Raw genomic sequence first — 21,329 nt, 5'->3', positions numbered from 1 at the left:
TGCGGTTCCGGGGACTGAATCATTAAATGGGCAGACGTCAGCACACTGCCCGACCGGTCATCACGCCGAGAGCTTCAGACCGATCCCCCAGGGGTCTTTTACCACAATGCCGTCGCTCTGCCGTTCGGTGGCGATTTCCATCTTGTCCAGTGCCGCCAGAGCCTTGTCGAATTCCGCTTTTTCGTTGAATTTCAACGAGTAGCCGGAAAGTCCCGTCATGTTGTCTGAGCGAGCCACAGCACCACGGCTGTTCCATATATTAGCCGCGACATGGTGGTGATACGCGCCGGAGCCGAAGAAGCTCGCGCCTGGGTAACGCGCCATGATCTTGAGACCCAGCACGTCCTGATAAAACGCATCCGCCTGTGGAATGTCGCCAACCTGCAAGTGAATATGCCCGATGGCCGTACCATCCGCAGCCTTTGCGAAGGTCGCCTTCGGCGCGCTGTCATAGAGCTCCTGAAGATTGAGGCGCAGCGTCGACATGGCAACGGTACCGTCCGGCTGGTACGTCCATTCGTCCGGCGACCGGTCACGATAGACCTCGATGCCGTTGCCTTCCGGGTCGGACAGATAGATGGCTTCGCTGACGAGATGGTCCGATGCGCCCTGAAGTCCCACATTGTTGTGAGCCACATGCGTCAGCCACAAGGCCAGATCGCTGCGGCTCGGCATCAGGAAAGCGGTGTGAAAAAGACCAGCCGCACCGCTTGGCGCGCGTGTGGCGTTCTGCGATGTCGTCAGCGTCAGAAGCGGTTGGCCGTTCACGCCCAGCACTTCGCCGCTGGGCGATTTTTCGATGATCGAAAGCCCGATGATGGTCTGGTAGAATTCGGATACCAGTGGCAAATCCCGCACCACGAGATGGGCTTGGCCGACATAGGCCGGGCGGGTCAGCGCAAATTGCTTGTTTTCATTCATGCCACGCACTCCTGTTCACGTCATCACGGGAACTATGAACCGAGTTGATCGTTCAGAAAAGATAGCCATTTGGCGATGCAGCGTGTGCTATTTGTTGACAATGATACGACCGCGCAAACGCGCTTTACTTTTACGACAAGCGAGAATGCAAAGTGATCGGCTTTCGTGCCGATGGTCTTGTTCCCGTCTCATATTGCCTGCATGATCTCTAAACCAAACCGCGGGAACAGACTATGAGTGAGCTTTGGCGCTTTGGACGCCGCTATGATCTTCCAGAAATCGTCGCCGACGGAATCGTGCATGGGGTGGGCATCGTTTTTGCGCTGATCGGCGCAACGGCGCTTATCTTCTACGTCACCCTGTGGGGAAGTCTCAGCGCCATTGCGGCTGTGTGGATCTATGCGTTCGGGCTTGTCGCCTGCCTGTCCATCTCATTTACCTATAACATCTGGCCGCATTCCAACGTCAAATGGTATCTGCGCAGGCTGGATCACTCCGGTATTTTCATCCTCATCGCCGCGACATACACGCCCATTCTCCAGCGCGGTATCGAAGACCCCTTGATCGCCGTGACGCTGGCCGGAATATGGGTGGCCGCGATCTCCGGCATTCTGCTGAAATGCTTCTTTCCCGGTCGGTTCGATCGTCTGACGATCCTGCTTTATCTCAGCATGGGCTGGAGCGGCGTGATGGTGGCGGATCGTCTGTCTTACCATCTGCCGCCCTTGAGCCTGTGGCTCATCGTCATCGGCGGTATCATTTATTCCATGGGTGTCATCTTCCATGTGTGGGAACGCCTGCGGTTTCAAAATGCCATCTGGCACGGCTTCGTGGTGGTTGCCGCCGCTGTGCACTACACCGCCGTCATGACCAGTTTCAGCATGACACCAGTGACCGCTTAAAATCGCTGCACAGTTTTGCGACATGCATTATGGTCGCCGGACATTGATTTGCAGCGGATATACAGCATGACCACAGAACTACGCGACGCCACCGTCGATGATCTTCCCGGCATCATGGAGATTTATAACGATGCGGTTTTGAACACGACCGCGATCTGGAACGAGATTCTGGTCGATCTGGAAAACCGCAAGGAGTGGTTCAAGCTCCGCAAAGACCGAGGCTTTCCGGTCATCGTCGCCATAAAGGACGGAGCCGTTGCCGGTTACGCCTCTTATGGCGATTGGCGTGCCTTCGATGGCTACCGCCACACCCGCGAACACTCCATCTATGTGCATAAGGACGCGCGCGGTGCTGGCCTCGGCAAATTGTTGATGCAAGCTTTGATCGATCACGCCAAAAACAATGACGTGCATGTGCTGATCGGTGCCATCGAATCGGAGAACACCGCCTCCATTCGTCTTCATGAAACGCTCGGTTTTCGCGTTGCTGGCCGCTTCTCGGAGGTTGGCACCAAGTTCGGTCGCTGGCTGGACCTCACCTGCATGGAACTGAAACTTCCGCTCTAAGCGGCCCGCCCACCGAAGCGTTCGCGGTACGCCGCGGGCGTGGTGGAAAACTGCTGGCGGAAGTGGTGGCGCAGATTGGCGGCGCTGCCAAGCCCGCTCGTTTCCGCAATGGCCTCGATGCCCAGACTGGATGTTTCCAGCAGGTCTTTGGCCTTTGACAGCCGTTGCAACAGCAACCATTTGGCAGGCGTCGTACCCGTCGCAGCCTCGAACCGGCGCAGAAATGTACGGTTGCTCATGCCCGCCATGCTGGCCAGCCGTGCGACGGTGTAATCGTCCGTCAGCTTCGCCTGCATAGCGTCCAGCAAGGGGCCAAGCCGCGCCTTCTCATGGGTTTCGGGAACCGCCTTGTCGATGAATTGTGCCTGCCCGCCATCACGGTGCGGCACGACCACCAGCCGCCGTGCCACGGAATTGGCAGCCTTGGTGCCGAAATCACGACGGATCAGGTGCAGGCAAAGGTCGATGCCCGCAGCACTTCCCGCAGCGGTCAGCACATTGCCGCCATCCACATAGAGCACATCCGGCAGCACTTGGATGTCGCTGAACCGTGCCTTGAGCGCATCGGTGTAGCGCCAATGCGTTGTGGCCTGTCTGCCGTCGAGAAGCCCTGCAGCGGCCAGCACGAAAACGCCGGAACACAGTGACAGAAGCCGCGCGCCACTGTCATGCGCCCTGCGCAGAGCCACACATAAGGCCTCCGGCACCGGCTCGTCGATGCCGCGCCAGCCCGGTACGATGATGGTGCCTGCCTGCTCGATCAGATCCAGCCCGCCATCGGTAACGAAGCGCATGCCGCCCATTGCCCGCATTTCACCCTCATCCACTGCAGCTACGGCAAAGCGATACCAGTCCTCACCCATTTCCGGTCGCGGCAGGCCGAAGACTTCGACGGCAACGCCGAATTCGAATGTGCACAGCCTGTCATAGGCAAGGGCAACGACGAGGCGGTTGGGTTTGGATGGCGAGATCGAACGGTTTGGCATGATATTTACGATATATGGCAATCATGCCATCTGCCAGTGTTTTCGTGTCGGGCGTAGACTCTTTTCAGCAAAACACAGGAGAGACCCGTGAGCTACGTAACCGATATTCCCGCCGCATCATCGCAGGTCGCGATCGACCATTTTGTCCAGCGGCTCTCGCTTGAAACCGATTGTGCTGACGTGGCCGCATCCATGAAAAATGCAGAGCAGGATTTCGTTCTCCTGCATGTCGTCGGCTCGCCGGACATTTTTGCCCGCAAGCACATTCCCGGTGCCATTCACCTGCGCCATGCGGATATGACGGCAGAGCGCATGGCGCAGTGGCCGGTGGATACCCTGTTCGTGGTCTATTGCGCTGGCCCGCACTGCAACGGAGCCGACCGTGCTGCACTCAACCTTGCGCGTCTTGGGCGGCCGGTCAAAATCATGATCGGCGGCATCACCGGTTGGGAGGATGAGGGGTTCTCATTTGCATTAGGGGAGGTTTGAGACATCAAAAAGCCACGCCGCCTTCCGGTAACGTGGCTTTCTGAATATCAACAAACAACTCAGTCCTGCGGTTCGAAGACCATGGAATGGCCGTTGATGCAGTAGCGCAGGCCGGTTGGCGGTGGGCCGTCTGGGAAGACGTGGCCGAGGTGGCCGCCGCAATTGGTGCAGCGTATTTCGGTTCGCACCATGCCGAAGGCGGTATCGCGATGTTCGGTGACGGCATCGGGCGTTACCGGTTCGAAGTAGCTCGGCCAGCCGCAGCCGGCATCGAATTTAGTATCCGAAATGAACAGCGGCTCGTCGCAGGCGGCGCAGCGATACAAACCTTTTTCAGTGCTGTTCCAGTAGGGGCCGGTAAACGGGCGCTCGGTGCCGTGTTCGCGCAGAATGCGGTACTGGTCCGCCGTCAGTTCCTCGCGCCACTGCGCATCGGACTTGGTGATTTTGGGTGATTTGAGATCGCTCATGCTCAGATCCTTTCGTTTGTCCCCAAGATAGTGCACCAACCGCCCGGTTAAAAGAGGATGCGGGTTTAACTTGGCATCAAGGCGCTGTTATCTTCGCACCGGGCCAAAATATAAAACGCAGTCGCAAACGGCAGCAGGGTGGGGGGAGACGAGATGATCGCAAATGTCGCGCTGCTGACATTCGCCGTGCTGTTTTTGCCCTTCGTCATGGCTTTGTGCGCACCCATCGCTATCGGCAGGCTCGGCCATCGTGGCGTCTGGGTGCTGGCACTTGCGCCTGCCTTGGCCTTCGTCCACTTCTTGCGGTTCATTCCGGAAATCGCTGCTGGGGAAGTCGTGACCGGCGGTTATGTGTGGGTGCCTAGCTTCAATCTCAGCTTCTCCTGGTTCATCGATGGTCTGTCGCTCGTCTTCGCGCTTTTGATCACCGGCATCGGCACGCTGGTCGTCCTTTACGCGGGTGCCTATATGAAAGGTCACCCGCAGCAGGGCCGTTTCATGGCGTTCCTGCTTCTCTTCATGGGCGCGATGCTTGGCGTGGTGGTGTCAGATAGCCTGATGATGCTGTTCGTCTATTGGGAATTGACCTCGATCACATCGTTCCTGCTGATCGGCTTCGATCATAAGCGGGAAGCCGCCCGGCGTGCGGCCTTGCAGGCGCTGGTGGTCACCGGCGGCGGCGGACTGGCGCTTCTGGCGGGCCTCATCTTCATCTGGAACATCAGCGGCACCACCCAGCTTTCCTTGCTGGTCCATGGTGGCGATGTGCTGCGCCAGAGCCCATTTTATTTCGCCACGCTGCTGCTGGTTCTGGGCGCGGCCTTTACCAAATCGGCACAGTTTCCGTTCCATTTCTGGCTGCCCAACGCCATGGAAGCGCCGACGCCGGTCTCGGCCTATCTGCACTCCGCCACCATGGTGAAAGCCGGCGTCTACCTGCTGATGCGGCTCAACCCCATCATGGGCGAAACGGCGGCGTGGGAAATTCTGCTGCCCTTTTTCGGCGGGCTGACGATGCTGACGGGCGCGTGTCTCGCGATCCGCCAGACCGATCTCAAGCTGATGCTGGCCTATACCACCGTCTCATCGCTCGGCCTTCTGGTCATGCTCACCGGCTTCGGTTCGGAACACGCCATCGAAGCGGCGGTGCTTTATCTGGTCGCCCATTCGCTGTTCAAGGGTGCGCTGTTTATGGTCGCTGGAATCATCGATCATGAGGCGGGAACGCGGGATGTGACGAAGCTTGGCGGCCTGCGCAAAGCCATGCCCATAACCTTCATTGCGGCCATGGCAGCTGCCTTTTCCATGGCGGGCTTTCCGCCTTTGCTCGGCTTTCTTGCCAAGGAAGAAATCTATTACGCGCTGGCGCACCCCAATCCGCGTGCCATTCTCTTCACCGGCATCGCCATAACGGGCAATGCCCTGATGCTGGCCGTCGCATTTGCTGTCGCGCTGAAACCCTTCGTTGGAAAACTGACCAGAACGCCGAAACAGGCCCATGAAGGCCCAGTTCTGCTCTGGCTCGGCCCTGCCTTGCTGGCATTCGCCGGTCTTCTTGCCGCTTTGTTTTCCGGAGTTTTTCACGAATATGTCTCCACGCCCATGGCCACGGCTATCGCGGGTGAAACACGCATCGTCGACATGTCATTGGTCCCGCATATCGGCGTTCCGCTGGCGCTGTCGCTTTTCACCGTGGCGCTGGGTGTGATGGTCTATACGAAATTATCCTTCGCCCGCAGGCTGATGAACCATGCGCTGGATGCTGCCGGTCCGGGACCGGACAAGGCGTTCGATGGCGTCATGTCCGCTCTGGTAAAACTCTCGTTTCACACCACCCGCACCATCCAGACCGGCAGGCTGAAATCCTACGTCGCCATCACCTTCGCCATCATCGCACTGGTGCTGCTGGTGTCGCTGTCGGTCTATGATGAACTGCCTGCCATGCCCGCCTGGCCAGCGGATATTCAACTGCACGAACTCACCTTCATCGCCATTGCCATCATCGGGCTCATCGCCGTGCTGATCGCGACGAGCCGCCTGACGGCGATCGTCGCGCTCGGCATTCAGGGTTTTGCCGTCGCCGTGCTGTTCCTGCTGTTCGGCGCACCGGATCTGTCGTTTACCCAATTCATGGTGGAAACGCTGTCCGTCGTCATTCTCACGCTGGTCATGACGCGGCTGCACCTCTCGCCATCCGATCACCGGGAATTCCGCCAGAAACTGCTGGATGGCATCATCGCTGCTGCGTGCGGCACGGGCTTCGCGCTGATGCTGCTGAAATCCATCGAACGTCCATTCGACGCTAGCCTCACCCAATTCTTCAGCGCCTATTCCAAGCTCATCGCGCACGGAAACAATGTGGTGAATGTCATCATCGTGGACTTTCGCGGCACCGACACGCTGGGCGAAATCGCCGTGGTCATGATCACCGGCCTTGCCATTCTGGCGCTCATCCGTATCCGTTCAAAGCTCGCCGCCAATGCGGCCAAAGAAGAGGGCAGGGCATGAATACGCTGATTTTCCGCACTATTGCGCCTGTCATGACCAGCCTCATGCTGCTGTTTTCCATCTTCGTGCTGCTGCGCGGCCATAACGAACCCGGCGGCGGCTTCATTGGCGGGCTGATTGCGGTGTCGGCGCTGGCGATCTATGGCATCGCATTCGGGGTTGAAGCCGTGCGCCGCGCCATCGTCTTCCACCCGCTGTCCATCGCAGGCTTCGGCCTGCTGCTCGCCACGCTGTCCGGCATCGCATCTGTCTTTGTCGGCGTGCCGTTCATGACCGGGCTTTGGATCTATCCAAGCTTTGCCGGTGTGGAGGTGCCGCTGGCCACCGTCATCTCCTTCGATATCGGCGTCTATCTGGTCGTGGTCGGCGGCTTTACGGCCATTGCGCTCGCGCTGGAAGACAGGGAGCACGACTGATGGAAACCGTTTTTTCTGTCCTTGTCGGCATCTTCTTTTTCGCGGCGGTCTATCTCATGCTGTCGCGCCACACGGTGCGCATGCTGCTCGGCATCGCCATTCTCGGCAATGCCGTCAATTTGCTGCTTTTCACGGCGGGAAGACTAACGCGCGGCGTGCCGCCCATCATCGGCACCGGCGAGGATGTGCTGGCGTCCCATGCTGCAAACCCGTTGCCACAGGCGCTCATCCTCACGGCCATCGTTATCTCCTTCTGCTTCTTCTGCTTTCTGGCCGTGCTGGTCTGGCGGTCGTTTCAGGCGTTGAAAACCGACGACAGCAACGAGATGCGCGCCGCAGAACCGCGAAGCGAACCGCTTCCACCACTCGGCTACTGAGAAACGGACAAAATACATGGCCGTTTCCGGCTCCGCCCCCATCGATCTGACCGCCGCACTCGTCATGCAGCCGACGGCGCTTGCCGACTGGTTGATCGTGGCTCCCGTTGCGCTCTGCATTAGCGTTGGCGCAATCCTGATGATAGTGCGTCACTCAACCCGCCTTCACGCTGGCATTGCCATAATCGGCTTGGTCCTGCTTGTTGTCATCGATGGGGCATTGTTGTGGAAAGTCGCAACGCACGGCCCCTTCACCATGGTCATGGGCCGCTGGCTTCCACCCTTCGGCATCGCATTCACCGCAGACATGGCCGGTGCGGCCCTTGCGCTTGCCGGTGCCATCGTCGCCCTTGCCTGCGCCGTGCATGCCAGTGCGGATGTGGATGACAGCGGTCGGCGTTACGGCTTCTATCCGTTCCTGATGTTGCTCATGGCGGGTGTCAGCGGCGCGTTCCTGACCGGCGATATCTTCAATCTCTATGTCTGGTTCGAGGTGCTGCTGGTCTCATCCTTCGGCCTCATCGTGCTGGGTTCGACGAAGGAGCAGATCGACGGTGCGCTGAAATATGCCGTGCTCAATCTCATCGGCACCACCCTGTTCCTGATTGCCGTCGGCTATCTCTACGCCATCTTCGGCACACTCAACATGGCCGATATCGTCTTGAAGGTCACCGGAGCGGGTGAAGGCGCGCCGTTGATGACGCTGGCCGCTCTTTTCACGCTGGCCTTCGCCATGAAGGCCGCAGCTTTTCCCGTCAATTTCTGGCTGCCCGCATCCTATCACACGCCCAAAATCGTCGTATCGGCGCTGTTTGGCGGGTTGCTGACGAAGGTTGGCATCTATGCGCTGCTGCGCGTCATGATCATGCTGTTTCCCGTGCAGCGGGACGAACTGAGCCTTGCCATCGCCCTCGTTGCGGCTCTTACCATGATCCTCGGTGCCATGGGTGCGCTGGCCCAGAACGATATCAGGCGTATGCTGGGCTATGTCATCATCTCCGGCATCGGCACCATGCTCGCAGGCGTGGCCATCGGTTCTCCCTCTGCCGTGGCTGGCGTCATCTTTTATGCGCTGAATTCCGTTGTGGTCATGACGGCGCTGTACCTCACCATCGGTCACGCCGCACGGCTCGGTGGCGGGTGGACGCTGTCGGAGCTGAGTGGGCTTTATGCCAAGGCACCCTGGTTTTCGGCAATGGCGCTTGCCCTGTTTTTTGCAGGCTCCGGCCTGCCGCCCTTTTCCGGCTTCTGGCCCAAGGCCATGCTGACCAAATCCGCGATCGATATCGGTGCCTGGTGGCTGGCGACGGCGATCCTTGTTTCCGGGTTTCTGTGCACCATCGCTTTTGCCCGTGTGTTCCTGCTGTGCTTCTGGCGTCCATCACCCGCAGGCATGAAGGCGATAACCGTCTCAGCCCAACCGCCGTCGTTTGCGCCTTTGGCCGCTTTGACGCTTCTCGTCATTGGTTTCGGTCTGTTTCCGGAAGGCGTGATGCGGCTCAGCCAACACGCGGCAGATGGCCTTGCTGATCCATCGGCCTATATCCGCTCCGTCTTTCCGAATGGAGCCGCCCGATGAGCCGCTATGTGCTTGGTTTGCTGTTCGTCGTCATCTGGCTTGCCATCTCCGGCAGCCTCACCATCGCCAACACGCTGTTGGGCACGCTGGTCGCCATTCTGTCTCTCGGCCTCGTCCGCCATCGGTTGAAGGCCGCTGAAACGCATTGGCCGCGCGTACCTGCCATTGCCTCGCTCGCCCTGCTGTTCCTGAAGGAGCTCGCTCTGTCGGCTTGGACGGTCGCCATGCTCGCCATCAGGCCTAGGCTTGTGCTCAAGCCCGGAATATTCGCCTATCCACTGAAAGTGAACAGCGACTTCGAAATCACCCTGCTCGCCAATCTCATTACCCTGACGCCCGGCACACTTTCCGTCGATGTATCCGAGGATCGCGCAACGCTGTATGTCCACGCGCTGGATTGCAGCGACGTGGAGGCGACGAAACGGTCGATTGCGAACGGTTTCGAGAAAAAGATCATGGAGGCGTTTCGCACATGACACCAGAATCGCTGGTCTCCGTAGCAACCACCGTTGCCACCGTCATTCTGTCCATCGCATTCCTGATGACGGTTTACCGCGTCATCGTCGGCCCGACGTTGCCAGACAGGGTTGTCGCGCTGGACATGCTGGTCGGCATCGCCACCGGTTTTATCGCCGTCATCGCTATCAGCACCGGCTTCGATCTCTACGTCGATATTGCCCTGGCACTCTGCCTTGTCGGGTTTCTTGCAACGGTTGCATTCGCGCGGTTCATCCTGTCGCGAAACGCAGAGCAGGGGCCGCGCCGGAAAGGGGTGCTGGACGGTGCCGATGGACCGGTCGAGACCGCGAAATCCACACGGAAAAAGTCAGCTAGAACCACAAGCAGGAAAGGCCGCAAATGAGCTGGTCTATCGCCATTATCATCACGTTTCTGTTACTCGTAGGAGCGCTCTTTTCACTGGCTGCAGCCATTGGAATAAACCGGTTTCCCGACGTCTATACTCGCCTGCATGCAGCTTCGAAGGCGGGAACTGTTGGCTCGGGACTTCTTCTTGTTGCGGTGGGTATCAATGCGCTGGATATTTCTATTTTGGCGCGTTCTCTCGCAGCGTTTTGTTTTGTTGTTTTGACTGCCCCAGTATCAGCGCATTTGCTTGCCAAAGCTGCTTATCAGATGGGATATCGCCTGTCTGGCGCAACTGTAATCAATGAGTTTGAAGCAGACCGTAAGTTGAATTGATATGTTGTTAGCGCGTTAACTTTGATGCGATGCGGACATACATCCATATTTTGTTACCTGTGATTTCTTGTAGATAGAATAGCTGCTTTTTGCTTTGAAATATTGCAAAATAATAATTGGACTTTTTTTGGTTTGGTGCTATCCACATCAGGTAAAGTAACTGATGTTGATTTGCGTCGTGCGTCACTGATAGTCCGGTTAACCATTTTACTGATGGCTAATCTATTTCTTTGTAGAATATCTGGGCATCTTTTCCGTTTAACGCAGTTGTCGCAAGAATTCTCGGCCCTTTCTGTATTGTTCAGAAGTGCGGGTGGGTCTTTCGGCAAGCGCAAATCAGTGGGTTTGGGGTTAACTTCATTTCACTGGCAGACGGGCTGGACCGACGCCAGGGAAGACATGGACAGGAGAAACATACATGACTGAAACTACATACGGCGGCGCTCAGGATCTGCTTGTCGAACTGACGGCAGATATCGTTGCTGCCTATGTTAGCCACCACGTCGTTCCGGTTACGGAACTTCCAGGCCTCATTTCGGACGTTCATACAGCACTTAGCGGCACATCTACGCCTGTCGTAGCCGCCGTGAATGTCGAAAAGCAGAAGCCTGCGGTGTCTGTTCGCAAATCCGTTCAGGATGACCAGATCATCTGCCTGGAATGCGGCGGGTCTTTCAAGTCGCTCAAGCGTCACCTTACGACGCATCACAGCATCACACCGGAAGAGTACCGCGAAAAGTGGGACCTGCCTGTGGACTACCCAATGGTTGCCCCGGCCTATGCAGAAGCGCGTTCGCGCCTCGCAAAGGAAATGGGCCTCGGACAGCGTCGCAAATCTGCTCGCTGATTCCACCTCATCCGCAAATCTCGAAAGCCGGTCCCTGTGGCCGGCTTTTTTTTGGGAATCGGTAACTTCGTCGGTTAAGAAAATAATCCTTTCTGCTCCCATGCAGAAATACCGCTTAAGTTTTCAACCGCTTGTTGATTGAACGCATTTCAGCAATTGTGGTGGATATTATCATGGTGTATGAATTAATTCCTATTTTATGAGGAGTTGTATCATGTCCTTGAACCTTGAGCCATCCGGCCCCGCATCCACCATCGGCAATCTTTACCCAGCCTATCGCGCCTGCCCAGCCTCTCCCGTCCCGGAGGCACATCGGCTGGCCTGCCAGCGGGTGCGCGAGATAACCTGCACTCTGTTCGCAGACATCGTGGATCGCGACATGGTGCGGCGAGACCGGCGTCACGCCATGTCTCATATTCGCCAGATTGCCCTCTATGTCAGCCATGTCTCACTGTCGCTGCCCATTTGGGAGGTCGCCGTCTGCTTCGGGCGAGACCCCTCGACCGTCAGCATTACCTGCCAACGGGTGGAGGATCGCAGGGACGATGAAGGCTTCGACGCCTTCGTAACCGCTGTGGAGCAGGCGGCCCACCCCATTCGCGAAACGCTTCAGGCAGGTGCGCAATGAGCGAGGGCAATGAACGGGGAATGGTACGTCTTCTGCGTTTCATCGGGCACGGCCCTGCGCAGATGAAAGAGAGTGGCGTCGACATCGAAATCACCGTCCAGGGTACGACCGCATCCCGGCAGGTCGACAAGCATGTTCTGGATCAGACGCTTTCTGCCGGATTGCTGCGCAGGGAAGGGAATGCGCTTTACGTTCAGGACACCGCCAATGCCTTCATCAAGCGGGCTATGGTCAAGGAGCGCGACGAGATTTTCCAAGAGCAGCACCGACTGTGCGAGACCGTCTCCGTGGACATGGATGGCGCGCGTCACAACGCCCGTCGCAACGAATTGTCCTCGCCCCTGCTGGCACTTTCACGACTGAAGGATCGCGATGGCCAAAGCTTCTTCGGTTCCGATACGCTTGAAGCGGGCGAGAGGCTGGCCCGCGATTTCCACCGAGGCCACCTGAGCCCGCGCATCACCGCATCCTGGGAGCCACGTCTGGCGAAGCGCACCAAGGGGCAGGGCAACGGCGCGCAAGACTTGAGCGACACCGCCATGGCCGCCCGCATGCGATTTTCAAAGGCCGCCGACGCCATGGGTCCTGAACTGGCAGGCGTGGCCATCGATGTCTGCTGTTTCGAAAAGGGCCTTGAACTGGTGGAACGAGAACGGCAATGGCCGGTCCGCTCAGCCAAACTCATGCTGCGCACCGCGCTACTCGCCCTCTCCAGACACTACGCCCCACCGCCACCACCCACCCGCAAACGCGACAGCCACCATTGGGGCGCAGAGGGGTATAGGCCGGTGGTGTGAGAGGTGGCCACAAAAGCTAGCGAAGGCTATTGGTCGGCTAATTCTTTTGCGGTGATGCGGAGACGAAAGCTTTGCCAAGGCGCTTTTCGACATTGTCTTGCGATGCAGTTTTGAGCAGCGTCTCCCAGTCATCAGGCGGGTTGCCGCCGTTCAACATGTCTTTAAACACGGCATAGGCATCCGTTTTGGAGCCATATGTTCTCAGCGTGTTTTCATCATTCACCCAGGCGAAGATGATGACCTTCGCCCGGGTGCTGTAGCGAAAAAATAGACGAAATCGTGCACCGCCGAACTTCGCTCTAAACCAATGCCGACGGCTGGTGCCCAGCGTGTTTCCGTGAACATAGGATGTTGAAGTCGGGTCTTGAGGTATCTTGTCGAACAGCAGTGACTGAAGTGCCGCCAGCAACTTGGTATTGGCATTTTCCCGATAGGTTTCGGAATCTTTTCGCGCCAGATTTTCCACCTTCGCCGTCAGCTTTTCCAGTTGATCAAGCAAAAGAGGATGCGCGCGTACGGTCCAGCCGTTGATGACGGGCATCTCAGATCGTCACGTCGCCAATGATGGGATCATCCAGATCGACCTGCATGCCCTTGGTTAGCTCCATCATCCGTTGGCGCAATGCCTGTGGGAATTCCTGAATATGTTCAGGGTGCTTTTCCATATCTCGCGACAGAAAGCTAAGGAAGCTACCGACCACCGGATCGTCTTCTTCCTCGACTTCTTTTTCTATGGAAACATGCCTGTTCTCATCGATATAGAAAGCGATACGCCCGCCATATCCAAGCCCAAGCGCATCCCTGACAGATTTGGGCACCGTAACCTGGCCCTTTTCCGTGATCGTACTGACTTTTTTGAGTAAAGCGGGCATATCGAGCTCCCTATCTGGCTCGAAAATGTAAGGAAAAATCCTTACTTTGTCAATTGGACACTCAAGCAGCCAGCAACTGCGCCTCGGCGCGGATGCGGTTGACCATGGAGCGGAGGCCGTTGGCGCGTTGGGAGGAGAGGTGTTCGACGAGGCCGATTTTGCCGAAGACTTCGATGGCGTCCAGACTGGCGATTTCGGAGGCCTTTTTGCCGGAATAGACGGCGAGCACGATGGCGACGAGGCCGCGCACGATGTGGGCGTCGGAATCACCCTCGAAGGTCAGCATCGGGTCGCTCTCGCCATCGCTATGGCTGACGACCCAGACCTGGCTTGCGCAGCCCTGCACCTTGTTCTCGGCGATCTTTTTGTCTTCGGCCAGATCCGGCAGCTCTTTGCCGAGTTCGATCACGTAGCGATAGCGATCCTCCCAGTCATCGAGAAACGCAAAGTCGTCCATGATCTTGTCGAGAGAAGCCATTTGTCCGTATCCGTTGTTCGAACCGCATCAACGCCTCCCTCATTCCTGTGCTTGTCACAAGAATCCAGTCGACGCGCGTCTGCGCGGCGGGAGACTCTTTCCGACCCAAGGACTTGGGCTAACTAGATTCTTGTGACAGGCACAGGAATGAGGGAGGGGAGACCTACCGTCGCTTTAAACTTGCATATAGGTCAAACCGTCCCTGAATTGAACCGTCATACCGACGAAAAAAAGCCCTGCGACGAAGGGAATTCGTGCAGGGCTTGCAAGTCGGGCAGTCAGGCGGCTCACCGGGTGAGCCGCAAGGGGAGGACAAGAGGCGGGTTGCCTCGATGAAATGGGGGGGTAAGCTCAGAGGGCAGGGCGGCGCTGCGGCAGGGGAACGTAGGGCTGGGACTTGATCGTGCCAGTCTTGATGTCGTCGCTCTCCTGCGCAACATCCACCGTGGCTGCTGGTACGGTGACTGCGGGTGCTGTGGCATCTGCAAGCTTTGCAGGCTCTTCGCTGCCAGCCAGTTGCGCGTCGATCAGCTGGTAGGCAACCTTTGCGCCTTCACGGGCTCGTTCACCCAGGGCATGAAATGTTTCTGCACCCTTGACGCAGACGTCGGGTTTTTCCACGCAGATGGCACTGACATAACGGTAGGCTTCGCTGGCTGCCGAAACAGCGCCTGCGACGTTCATCTGTGAGGTCTGCGAATTGCTGTCGCTGGAACTACCGAAGTAGGACAGCGCCACCAGAACCAGCGAAAAGAAGATCGATGACTTGATCAAAAACCACATTGCGAAACCACCCTGTTCAACCGTCGCCCTTTTCGGGTCATCCGTGTTTGCCCTGTTCCGTTTGTTTCGTTTCGGGCTTGGCATCACCCTAGCTACAACAGACAAACAGCCATTTGCAGAAACCGGCAGGATTTAATTCAAATTGTACCTATTTGTTCCGTCGCAGGACCGACAATCGCATTTCGTTAGAGTTTTAGCCTTTGATGTTAAGCATAATTGCGGCGGTCCCCAACAAATGCAGGGGATAGCGCCGGTCCGGCCTGCCACAAAGATTAACGCAATGAGAAAAATATAACAAAATCCTTTGCTTACCCGTCATTAACCATGAAATGCAAAGTCTGGCGCAAATGCTCCGAAATGAGACCCTCAAGGGTTTTAGCGGCTTTAGGCGCAACCGCTTTTAGCCTTTCCTTAAGCCGGGGGCCTCTATTGTCGGGCATGGTTAAGGGCTGTCCGGCCCATATGGAATTCGGTGTTCAGCTATTGCGTAATATAACGGAAAAAGCGGTTGCGTTGATCGATCATGCCACGGGCATGTGGCTGTCGCGCATGGAAGAAGACGAAAGCGTGCGAACCGCAACGGTTCAGGCTTTGCGTCGTCTCGTCGCATTCGGACTTGCTGCATTTTTCGTCGTCCCAGCGGTTTTCTGCCTGATTTTTCCGGTCTCCGTCGCGCTGCCTCTCGGCGTTGCGGCCGTCTTTGCCGTGTTCCTTGCTGCCGCCGCTTCGCTGCTGGCCCTGCGCAAGCCTGTCAAGCCGGAAGCCCGTCCCAGGCTGGTGACAGATAATATGGTGCTGGCAACGCAGGTTCCGGGTCTGCTGGTGGTATTCGATGAGCACGGCGTCGTCAGAAGCGTGTCCGGTCGCGATCTCAAGCAATTTCCAGCGCGTTTCCAGAACTGCGCGGGCCATTTCTTCGCGGAGCTGGTGCATGTTTCGGATCGTATCGGCCTGATGCAGGCTTTCGATGCGCTGCGGCAGGGCGACGATAATGCCATTGCCGATCTGCGTTTTGAAAATGGCGCCGCCGCCCGTCAGACCCAGTTCATTTACGGCCGTATGGATATCACCGCCGAACGTGATCGTTTCGGCAGGCTTGTCGGGGCTATCGGGCAGTTGCGCGATATCACCGAAAAGGAAATCCTGCGCAAGGAAGTTGCCCGCAAGGTCGCGGAAGCCGAATCGGCAAATGATGCCAAGTCGCGCTTCCTTGCTGCCGTCAGTCACGAATTGCGCACGCCGCTGAATGCCGTTCTCGGTTTCTCCGATATTCTGGCAGGCGAGTATTTCGGCAAGCTGGAAAACGACCGCCAGCGCGAATATGTCTCGCTGATCCGCCAGTCCGGCGCGCATCTCCTGTCGGTGGTCAACACCATGCTGGATATGAGCAAGCTGGAAGCGGGCCATTATGATTTGCTGATGGAGCCGTTCCGCATCTCGGATGCCATCAACACCTGCGAAGGCATGCTGGGTCTTCAGGCCAAGCAGAAGGGCCTGACCCTTACGAGCCGCATCCAGCGCGACATGGGTGAAGTGGTTGCAGATCAACGCGCCATCCAGCAGGTTTTGATCAATCTGGCTGGCAATGCCATCAAGTTTACCGAATCGGGTGGTGTGGTCTCCATGGACGCATCGCTGGAAGGCGGCATGCTGAAGCTGACGGTCAGCGATACCGGCATTGGTATCGCCGCTGACAAGATCGCGCTTCTCGGCCAGCCTTTCATGCAGGTCCAGAACGAATATACCCGCCGCTACGAAGGCACGGGCCTCGGCCTTGCTTTGGTCAAGGGGTTGGTCGAATTGCATGGTGGCACCGTGACCATTACCAGCCGTCCCGGTGAGGGCACGATGGTAACGATCCTGCTGCCAGCCGATGGCTCCGGCCAGAAGACCGGCGGAGATTGGGACGATGCAAGAGAACCGGTGGAGTTTCCACCGCGCCTCAAGCCACAGACACCTGTGACTGACACGATGAAGGAGGATGTTGCGGATGGCCGCGCCAAAGCGAAAATCGCCTAGGAAAACACCGGTTCGCAAGGAGCCGGGGTTCGTTTCCGTGGCCGCTCTCGCCATCGGAAACCAGCTTCTGCGTCATCCAAAACTCGTCGGCGGCTGCACCGCCTTTCTGGTCGTGTTCGGCTTCGTTGCCGCCAATGCGCTGTGGTATCAGCCCGGCCACCACCCGTCGCCTTTCCTGCGCACCCGTGATGAGGAAAATCCGAACGGCATTCCCGGATATCGCCTGGCCTCAGGGTTAGGGGAGCACGGCAACGTCACGACCTTCCGCATCGAACGCCAGACCGATACGCCGCAACCCGCTGCGCCGCCTTCGGCTGCCACGCCGCCAGCCGATCCGCTGGCAAGTGCGATAGCGCAGGCGACGCCACACCAACCATCCGAAATTGTTGCCGAAATTCAGCGAGAGCTTGCCCGCCGTGGCCTTTACGAAGGCGTGGCGGATGGCATGCCCGGGCCCCGCACCACAGCCGCCGTGCTGTTCTTCGAAGAAACCGTCGGCATGGAGCAGACCGGCGAACCCACGAGCCGCATTCTTTCAGCTCTGAAAATAGACAGCGCCACCACGGTTGCGGCTATTCCCAAAGCCCTGCCGAAGGACCGCCCAGCAGCGGCCAATTCCGGTGGCGTGGCGATCGATCCCGTAGCGGCTGCCATTCGCAATGCCGAGAGCGATCCGCCCAAGGCGCAGCCGGTGTCGCTAACATCAGGCCCATCGGCCAAGCCTGCCGGAAAGGATCTCGTCGCCAAGATCCAGCAGGGTCTCGTAAACATCGCCTACGCCTCCGTGAAGGTGGACGGCGTGCCAGGCGAACAGACCCGCACCGCCATCCGCAACTTCGAGAAGCACTACCGCCTGCCGGAAACCGGCGAGCCAAACGAAGCCGTGCTGAAAAAGCTGAAATCCATCGGCGCTTTATGATATCCACGGAGCCTTTCCAGGTTAGATTGAAGCGTTAGGGTGGAGCAGATTTTCGTCAGGGCAACGGTGATTGGCGAAGAGCATACTCCAAGGTACGGTCGAGACAATCGCCGTTGAGCCTGACGGAAATATGCCCGCCATAACGTTTCAATCTGGCCTGGAAAGGCTCCAACATGCGTCTTAAATCCGAGATTTTTGTTTCTGCCCTTGTCCGTCGCGTGTTTTCCGCAGGCGATTTCGCTGCCATTGAGCGCAAAGGCGCGGATGCGGCGGGCGCGATCTTTATCCGTCAACGCCTTCGCACCGGTCTGGAAAACCTTTACGGTCCAGCGCCCCAGAGCTTTTCCGATGATGAAGAGGAGAGGGCGGAGCGCCGTTTCGAGCTGCGTCTGACGAATGCCGAAGCGCCGGAGGTCGAGGCGTTGCTGGAGAAGGAACGGCGTTTCGACAGTGATCTTTGGGTGGTGGAGTTGGAGACCGAGACGGTGGAGGGGTTGGTTACGGTTGTTTCGGCGTGAGGTTCGCAGGGTAGGTGGGTGTGGCTTACCCCCCTCTGTCCTGCCGGACATCTCCCCCACAAGGAGGGAGATTGGCTGGGCTTACTCTCCCTCCACCCGCAGCCTTTGAGATGGGCGAGAGGTCTCAACCTGCCGATCTCCCCACCTGTGGGGGAGATGCCCGGCAGGGCAGAGGGGGGTGAAGCCACACCCACCGCCCTACACTTCGACCAAAGAAAACCAAGCCCAACTCGTACCCCATATCCAACACGCTAAGCCGCGTTCGGCGTCTCCCAGCTGTCGGCTTCTGGGGCGGCAAAGATGGCGTTGAGATCGAGGAAGCAGATCATGACCTTGTCGCGCGCGAAAATGCCCTCCGCATAGCCGGTGGTGGCGAGGCCGGCGGTGGCTGGCACTGGCTGCAGCTCCGATGCCGGCACGGTCAGAATATCCGAAACACGGTCCACCATCATGCCGATTGTCTTGCCCTTGACGCTGGTCACGACGATGGCGCTGCGTTCATTTGCTTCGGCTGCGGGCATTCCCAGCTTGCAGGCCAGATCGATGATCGGAATGACCGTGCCGCGGAGATTCATCACACCCACGACTTCCGGAGGCGTGTGCGGCAGCGGCGTAACGGGAGCCCATCCGCGAATTTCTCGGATGGAGGTCGTGCGAACGGCAAACTGCTGATCGTTCAGCATGAAGGCGATGATTTCGAGCGCGTCATCGGCCCGTTTGACTGGGTTGTGGTCCATCAAAATTCTTCCCAGTTGCTCTTGGATGTGTCGAGAGCGGCATTGCCGGAGAAGGCAGCGCTGATCTTGCGGCCCAGCGCCCGGGCAGGGGATGCCGATGGCCGATCATGAGATGCGGCGACGCGTGGGTTGGCAGAGGTCGCGGCATAACCGTTTTCCGAAAGCTTGAACTGCGCCAGAATCTGGTTGAGGGAGCGAACTTCCTGCGCCAGCCCATGGCTTGCAGCGGTGCTTTCTTCCACCATCGCCGCGTTCTTCTGAGTGTCCTGGTCCATCTGGTTCACAGCCGTGTTGATCTGCTGGAGACCGGATGACTGTTCTTGCGCCGATTCCGCAATCGCCGCGACATGGCGGTTGATTTCCTGCACCTCGGTCACGATGGTTTCCAGCGCAACGCCCGTTTCACCAACCAGCTGCACGCCCTGCTGAACCTGCGTGTTGGAGGTGGTGATCAACGCCTTGATGTCCTTGGCGGCGTTGGCGGAACGCTGGGCCAGTTCGCGCACTTCCTGGGCAACGACTGCAAAGCCCTTGCCCGCTTCACCAGCGCGTGCCGCTTCGACACCGGCGTTCAGAGCCAGAAGATTGGTCTGGAACGCAATCTCGTCGATGACGCCGATGATGTTGGAAATCTCGCCGGAGGATTTTTCGATCTGCTGCATGGCGGCGACGGCTTTGCGCACCACCTCTCCGGATTTCTCGGCACCAAGCTTTGCCCGGCTCACCAGCTGGCCAGCGTCCTGCGCACGTCGTGTCGCGTCCTTGACGGTGGTGGTAATCTGCTCGAGCGCTGCGGCCGTTTCTTCCACGGCTGCTGCCTGCTGTTCGGTGCGCTTGGCAAGATCGTCGGCTGCGGACTTGATTTCGTTGGCACCGGAATCGATGCCGCGCGCATTCTGTGCCACGCGGTTCAGCGTCGATTGCAGCTGTTCTGCCGTGCGGTTGAAGTCGCCGCGGACACCGTCGAGGGTTTGCGCGAACGGCTGTTGCAGGCGATGCGTCGTGTCGCCGTCTGCAAGCTTGGAAAGTGCCGAGGCGAGATTGTCCACGGCGAACTGCACCTCTGCTGCTTCTTTTGTCTTCTGCGCCTCATGCGCAATGCGGTCCTTCTCGGAAGACGAGCGGTTGGCCTCCGTCTCTTGCTCCAGGCGATTGCGCTCGATGGCGTTTTCACGGAAGGCCTGCACGGCAGCGGCCATCTGGCCCACTTCATCCTTGCGGTCCATTCCGTCGATTTCGGCCTTCGTTTCCCCGGCGGCCAGTGAAGCCATCCGCTCGCGAAGACGCGCGATGGGTGCCGTGATGCCCTGGATAGAGATATAAAGACCAAGACCAACCAGAAGAGCGGAGATGAGGATGATCCCGATCAGACCGGTGAGAATGGTTTCATTGGTGTTGACGGTCAGCTGATCATTGCCTTCGTTCATCGACTTGATCAGCTGCTCGGTACCGGCGCTGATTTTCGGTGAGAGTTCAATGACCTTGGTCACCACATCCATGGCTGTCTGCTGGGCCTGCGCCTGCTGTCCGGCCTGGGCAAGGGCGACCGTTTTGTTGATGCCCGTTTCAATTTCGGTGAAGCCCTGAAGAATGTCGCGCGCGCCCGCAGTGCGCTCAGGAACCAATTGAATGATCTGCGTCTGGCGTTCGTCGGCCTGCTTCAAATTCGACGTGAAGGTCTTGAGAGCATCCGCGAAGGCGGGGCTCGACGGATCGGCCAGAGACGCACGAAGCGCCTGCATGCCCAAGCCGTTCAAGTTTCCGCTCGTGCGTGCATTCAGAACCGCTGCGTAAGCGGTCTTGCTGATGAAGTCGCCATATTGGCCGTCCGTGTTCTTATACTGCACGCTGACATAGGCCAGTCCGGCCACCGACGCTGCGCTCATCAATGCAATAACCGAAATGACTTTGGTCTTTATTTTCGTATTCGTCAGAAATGACATGGATTCCTCGAGACGGTGACTGAAGAGCGCGCATGAGTGGCACTCGAATGCAGATTGAAACATCGCGCGTAGCCATCCCCTTCATCGGGGCAGCAAGCAGTCACTGCGACACAGCCTAAAGTAGGCTGCGCTCCTCCGCTTGGTCTACTGATTCCATTCAAGAATGGAGTTTGCGGGGTGATCCTTCGACACTTTATCTAAAGATATCATTACTTGCCGACGAGAATAACTTCCGTAACGTAAGTTTGTCGAAATAATTGATTATTCTCGCTTAAAACGAGTCAATGCGCTGGCGTATATTCCACGCTCAGTTGAGTTGAGAACGTGCAAAAAGCGCTGACGGTTCTCCGACAGCGCTTCCATCGGGCATACA

25 protein-coding genes are annotated in these 21,329 nt (G+C 57.9%); 16 read left to right on the top strand and 9 right to left on the bottom strand.

Annotation, left to right across the window (positions count from 1 at the left end):
• Nucleotides 1-60: 60 nt before the first annotated feature.
• A complete protein-coding gene (locus DSM25558_RS22255; protein WP_077106864.1) occupies nt 61-921 on the bottom strand; it encodes a VOC family protein in 861 nt (286 codons plus the stop codon).
• 233 nt (nt 922-1,154) lie between these two features.
• Between DSM25558_RS22255 and DSM25558_RS22250 the strand changes: the two genes are divergently transcribed.
• Both DSM25558_RS22250 and DSM25558_RS22245 read left to right on the top strand, forming a co-directional pair.
• Nucleotides 1,155-1,823 carry a PAQR family membrane homeostasis protein TrhA gene (locus DSM25558_RS22250; RefSeq protein WP_077106863.1) on the top strand — a complete coding sequence of 223 codons (669 nt, stop codon included), beginning with the start codon at nt 1,155-1,157 and terminating at the stop codon, nt 1,821-1,823.
• Between the two features lie 66 nt (nt 1,824-1,889).
• A complete protein-coding gene (locus DSM25558_RS22245; protein ID WP_077106862.1) occupies nt 1,890-2,390 on the top strand; it encodes a GNAT family N-acetyltransferase in 501 nt (166 codons plus the stop codon).
• On the opposite strand, the gene ftrA is transcribed toward DSM25558_RS22245, so the two are convergent.
• Nucleotides 2,387-3,376 carry a transcriptional regulator FtrA gene (gene ftrA, locus DSM25558_RS22240; protein WP_077106861.1) on the bottom strand — a complete coding sequence of 330 codons (990 nt, stop codon included), beginning with the start codon at nt 3,374-3,376 and terminating at the stop codon, nt 2,387-2,389. The genes DSM25558_RS22245 and ftrA overlap by 4 nt on opposite strands.
• Nucleotides 3,377-3,463: 87 nt before the next feature.
• Here ftrA and DSM25558_RS22235 point away from each other — a divergent pair, with 87 nt between their 5' ends.
• Entirely contained in the window at nt 3,464-3,865 is a 402-nt protein-coding gene (locus DSM25558_RS22235) for a rhodanese-like domain-containing protein (protein WP_077106860.1), read from the top strand.
• A gap of 59 nt (nt 3,866-3,924) precedes the next feature.
• Here the strand turns inward: DSM25558_RS22235 and msrB are convergent, their stop codons facing one another.
• Entirely contained in the window at nt 3,925-4,335 is a 411-nt protein-coding gene (gene msrB, locus DSM25558_RS22230) for a peptide-methionine (R)-S-oxide reductase MsrB (protein ID WP_077106859.1), read from the bottom strand.
• Between the two features lie 153 nt (nt 4,336-4,488).
• On the opposite strand from msrB, the gene DSM25558_RS22225 reads away from it, so the two are divergent.
• From DSM25558_RS22225 to DSM25558_RS22180, 10 genes are all read left to right on the top strand, one after another.
• Complete coding sequence (locus DSM25558_RS22225) at nt 4,489-6,843, top strand: putative monovalent cation/H+ antiporter subunit A (RefSeq protein ID WP_077106858.1); 2,355 nt, start codon at nt 4,489-4,491, stop codon at nt 6,841-6,843.
• On the top strand, nt 6,840-7,259 hold the full coding sequence (locus DSM25558_RS22220; RefSeq protein ID WP_077106857.1) for a Na(+)/H(+) antiporter subunit B: 420 nt from the start codon (nt 6,840-6,842) through the stop codon (nt 7,257-7,259). The genes DSM25558_RS22225 and DSM25558_RS22220 overlap by 4 nt, the downstream gene beginning before the upstream one ends.
• A complete protein-coding gene (locus tag DSM25558_RS22215) occupies nt 7,259-7,636 on the top strand; it encodes a Na+/H+ antiporter subunit C (protein ID WP_077106856.1) in 378 nt (125 codons plus the stop codon). Before DSM25558_RS22220 ends, DSM25558_RS22215 begins: the two co-directional genes overlap by 1 nt.
• 16 nt (nt 7,637-7,652) lie before the next feature.
• Nucleotides 7,653-9,215: a Na+/H+ antiporter subunit D gene (locus DSM25558_RS22210; protein WP_077106855.1), complete on the top strand. Its 1,563-nt coding sequence runs from the start codon at nt 7,653-7,655 to the stop codon at nt 9,213-9,215.
• Nucleotides 9,212-9,691 (top strand): Na+/H+ antiporter subunit E, encoded by a 480-nt coding sequence (locus tag DSM25558_RS22205; protein ID WP_077106854.1) that lies wholly within the window; start codon nt 9,212-9,214, stop codon nt 9,689-9,691. Before DSM25558_RS22210 ends, DSM25558_RS22205 begins: the two co-directional genes overlap by 4 nt.
• Nucleotides 9,688-10,077, top strand: a complete 390-nt coding sequence (locus DSM25558_RS22200; RefSeq protein ID WP_077106853.1) for a cation:proton antiporter — start codon at nt 9,688-9,690, stop codon at nt 10,075-10,077. The genes DSM25558_RS22205 and DSM25558_RS22200 overlap by 4 nt, the downstream gene beginning before the upstream one ends.
• A complete protein-coding gene (gene mnhG / locus DSM25558_RS22195; protein WP_077106852.1) occupies nt 10,074-10,415 on the top strand; it encodes a monovalent cation/H(+) antiporter subunit G in 342 nt (113 codons plus the stop codon). The genes DSM25558_RS22200 and mnhG overlap by 4 nt, the downstream gene beginning before the upstream one ends.
• 418 nt (nt 10,416-10,833) lie before the next feature.
• The gene (locus DSM25558_RS22190; RefSeq protein WP_045231215.1) at nt 10,834-11,262 is read left to right on the top strand and encodes a Ros/MucR family transcriptional regulator; all 429 of its coding nucleotides are present in this window, start codon (nt 10,834-10,836) and stop codon (nt 11,260-11,262) included.
• A 214-nt stretch (nt 11,263-11,476) separates the two neighbouring features.
• Nucleotides 11,477-11,890 (top strand): hypothetical protein, encoded by a 414-nt coding sequence (locus tag DSM25558_RS22185; RefSeq protein ID WP_159442517.1) that lies wholly within the window; start codon nt 11,477-11,479, stop codon nt 11,888-11,890.
• 20 nt (nt 11,891-11,910) lie between these two features.
• The gene (locus DSM25558_RS22180) at nt 11,911-12,687 is read left to right on the top strand and encodes a DUF6456 domain-containing protein (protein WP_244554277.1); all 777 of its coding nucleotides are present in this window, start codon (nt 11,911-11,913) and stop codon (nt 12,685-12,687) included.
• A gap of 37 nt (nt 12,688-12,724) precedes the next feature.
• Here DSM25558_RS22180 and DSM25558_RS22175 read toward each other — a convergent pair whose 3' ends face one another.
• From DSM25558_RS22175 to DSM25558_RS22160, 4 genes are all read right to left on the bottom strand, one after another.
• Nucleotides 12,725-13,228 (bottom strand): type II toxin-antitoxin system YhaV family toxin, encoded by a 504-nt coding sequence (locus DSM25558_RS22175; protein WP_077106849.1) that lies wholly within the window; start codon nt 13,226-13,228, stop codon nt 12,725-12,727.
• Between the two features lies 1 nt (nt 13,229).
• Entirely contained in the window at nt 13,230-13,559 is a 330-nt protein-coding gene (locus DSM25558_RS22170; RefSeq protein ID WP_077106848.1) for a type II toxin-antitoxin system PrlF family antitoxin, read from the bottom strand.
• A 61-nt stretch (nt 13,560-13,620) separates the two neighbouring features.
• Nucleotides 13,621-14,037, bottom strand: coding sequence for a SufE family protein (locus DSM25558_RS22165; protein ID WP_077106847.1), 417 nt, complete (start codon nt 14,035-14,037; stop codon nt 13,621-13,623).
• Between the two features lie 351 nt (nt 14,038-14,388).
• Entirely contained in the window at nt 14,389-14,820 is a 432-nt protein-coding gene (locus tag DSM25558_RS22160) for a DUF5330 domain-containing protein (RefSeq protein ID WP_077106846.1), read from the bottom strand.
• A 492-nt stretch (nt 14,821-15,312) separates the two neighbouring features.
• On the opposite strand from DSM25558_RS22160, the gene DSM25558_RS22155 reads away from it, so the two are divergent.
• The 3 genes from DSM25558_RS22155 (at nt 15,313) to DSM25558_RS22145 (ending at nt 18,276) form a co-directional block, all read left to right on the top strand.
• The gene (locus DSM25558_RS22155; protein ID WP_077106871.1) at nt 15,313-16,839 is read left to right on the top strand and encodes a sensor histidine kinase; all 1,527 of its coding nucleotides are present in this window, start codon (nt 15,313-15,315) and stop codon (nt 16,837-16,839) included.
• Nucleotides 16,811-17,758, top strand: coding sequence for a peptidoglycan-binding domain-containing protein (locus tag DSM25558_RS22150; RefSeq protein ID WP_077106845.1), 948 nt, complete (start codon nt 16,811-16,813; stop codon nt 17,756-17,758). Before DSM25558_RS22155 ends, DSM25558_RS22150 begins: the two co-directional genes overlap by 29 nt.
• Before the next feature lie 173 nt (nt 17,759-17,931).
• A complete protein-coding gene (locus DSM25558_RS22145; RefSeq protein WP_077106844.1) occupies nt 17,932-18,276 on the top strand; it encodes a DUF1491 family protein in 345 nt (114 codons plus the stop codon).
• Between the two features lie 251 nt (nt 18,277-18,527).
• On the opposite strand, the gene DSM25558_RS22135 is transcribed toward DSM25558_RS22145, so the two are convergent.
• Together DSM25558_RS22135 and DSM25558_RS22130 are read right to left on the bottom strand one after the other, a co-directional pair.
• On the bottom strand, nt 18,528-19,013 hold the full coding sequence (locus tag DSM25558_RS22135; RefSeq protein WP_077106842.1) for a chemotaxis protein CheW: 486 nt from the start codon (nt 19,011-19,013) through the stop codon (nt 18,528-18,530).
• Nucleotides 19,013-20,956: a methyl-accepting chemotaxis protein gene (locus DSM25558_RS22130; RefSeq protein ID WP_077106841.1), complete on the bottom strand. Its 1,944-nt coding sequence runs from the start codon at nt 20,954-20,956 to the stop codon at nt 19,013-19,015. Before DSM25558_RS22130 ends, DSM25558_RS22135 begins: the two co-directional genes overlap by 1 nt.
• Nucleotides 20,957-21,329 lie beyond the last annotated feature (373 nt).

The organism is Agrobacterium sp. DSM 25558 (genome assembly GCF_900100825.1).
Taxonomy (GTDB): domain Bacteria; phylum Pseudomonadota; class Alphaproteobacteria; order Rhizobiales; family Rhizobiaceae; genus Agrobacterium.
Note: the sequence above shows the minus strand (reverse complement) of the source record. Positions and strands in the feature narration are given on the sequence as shown.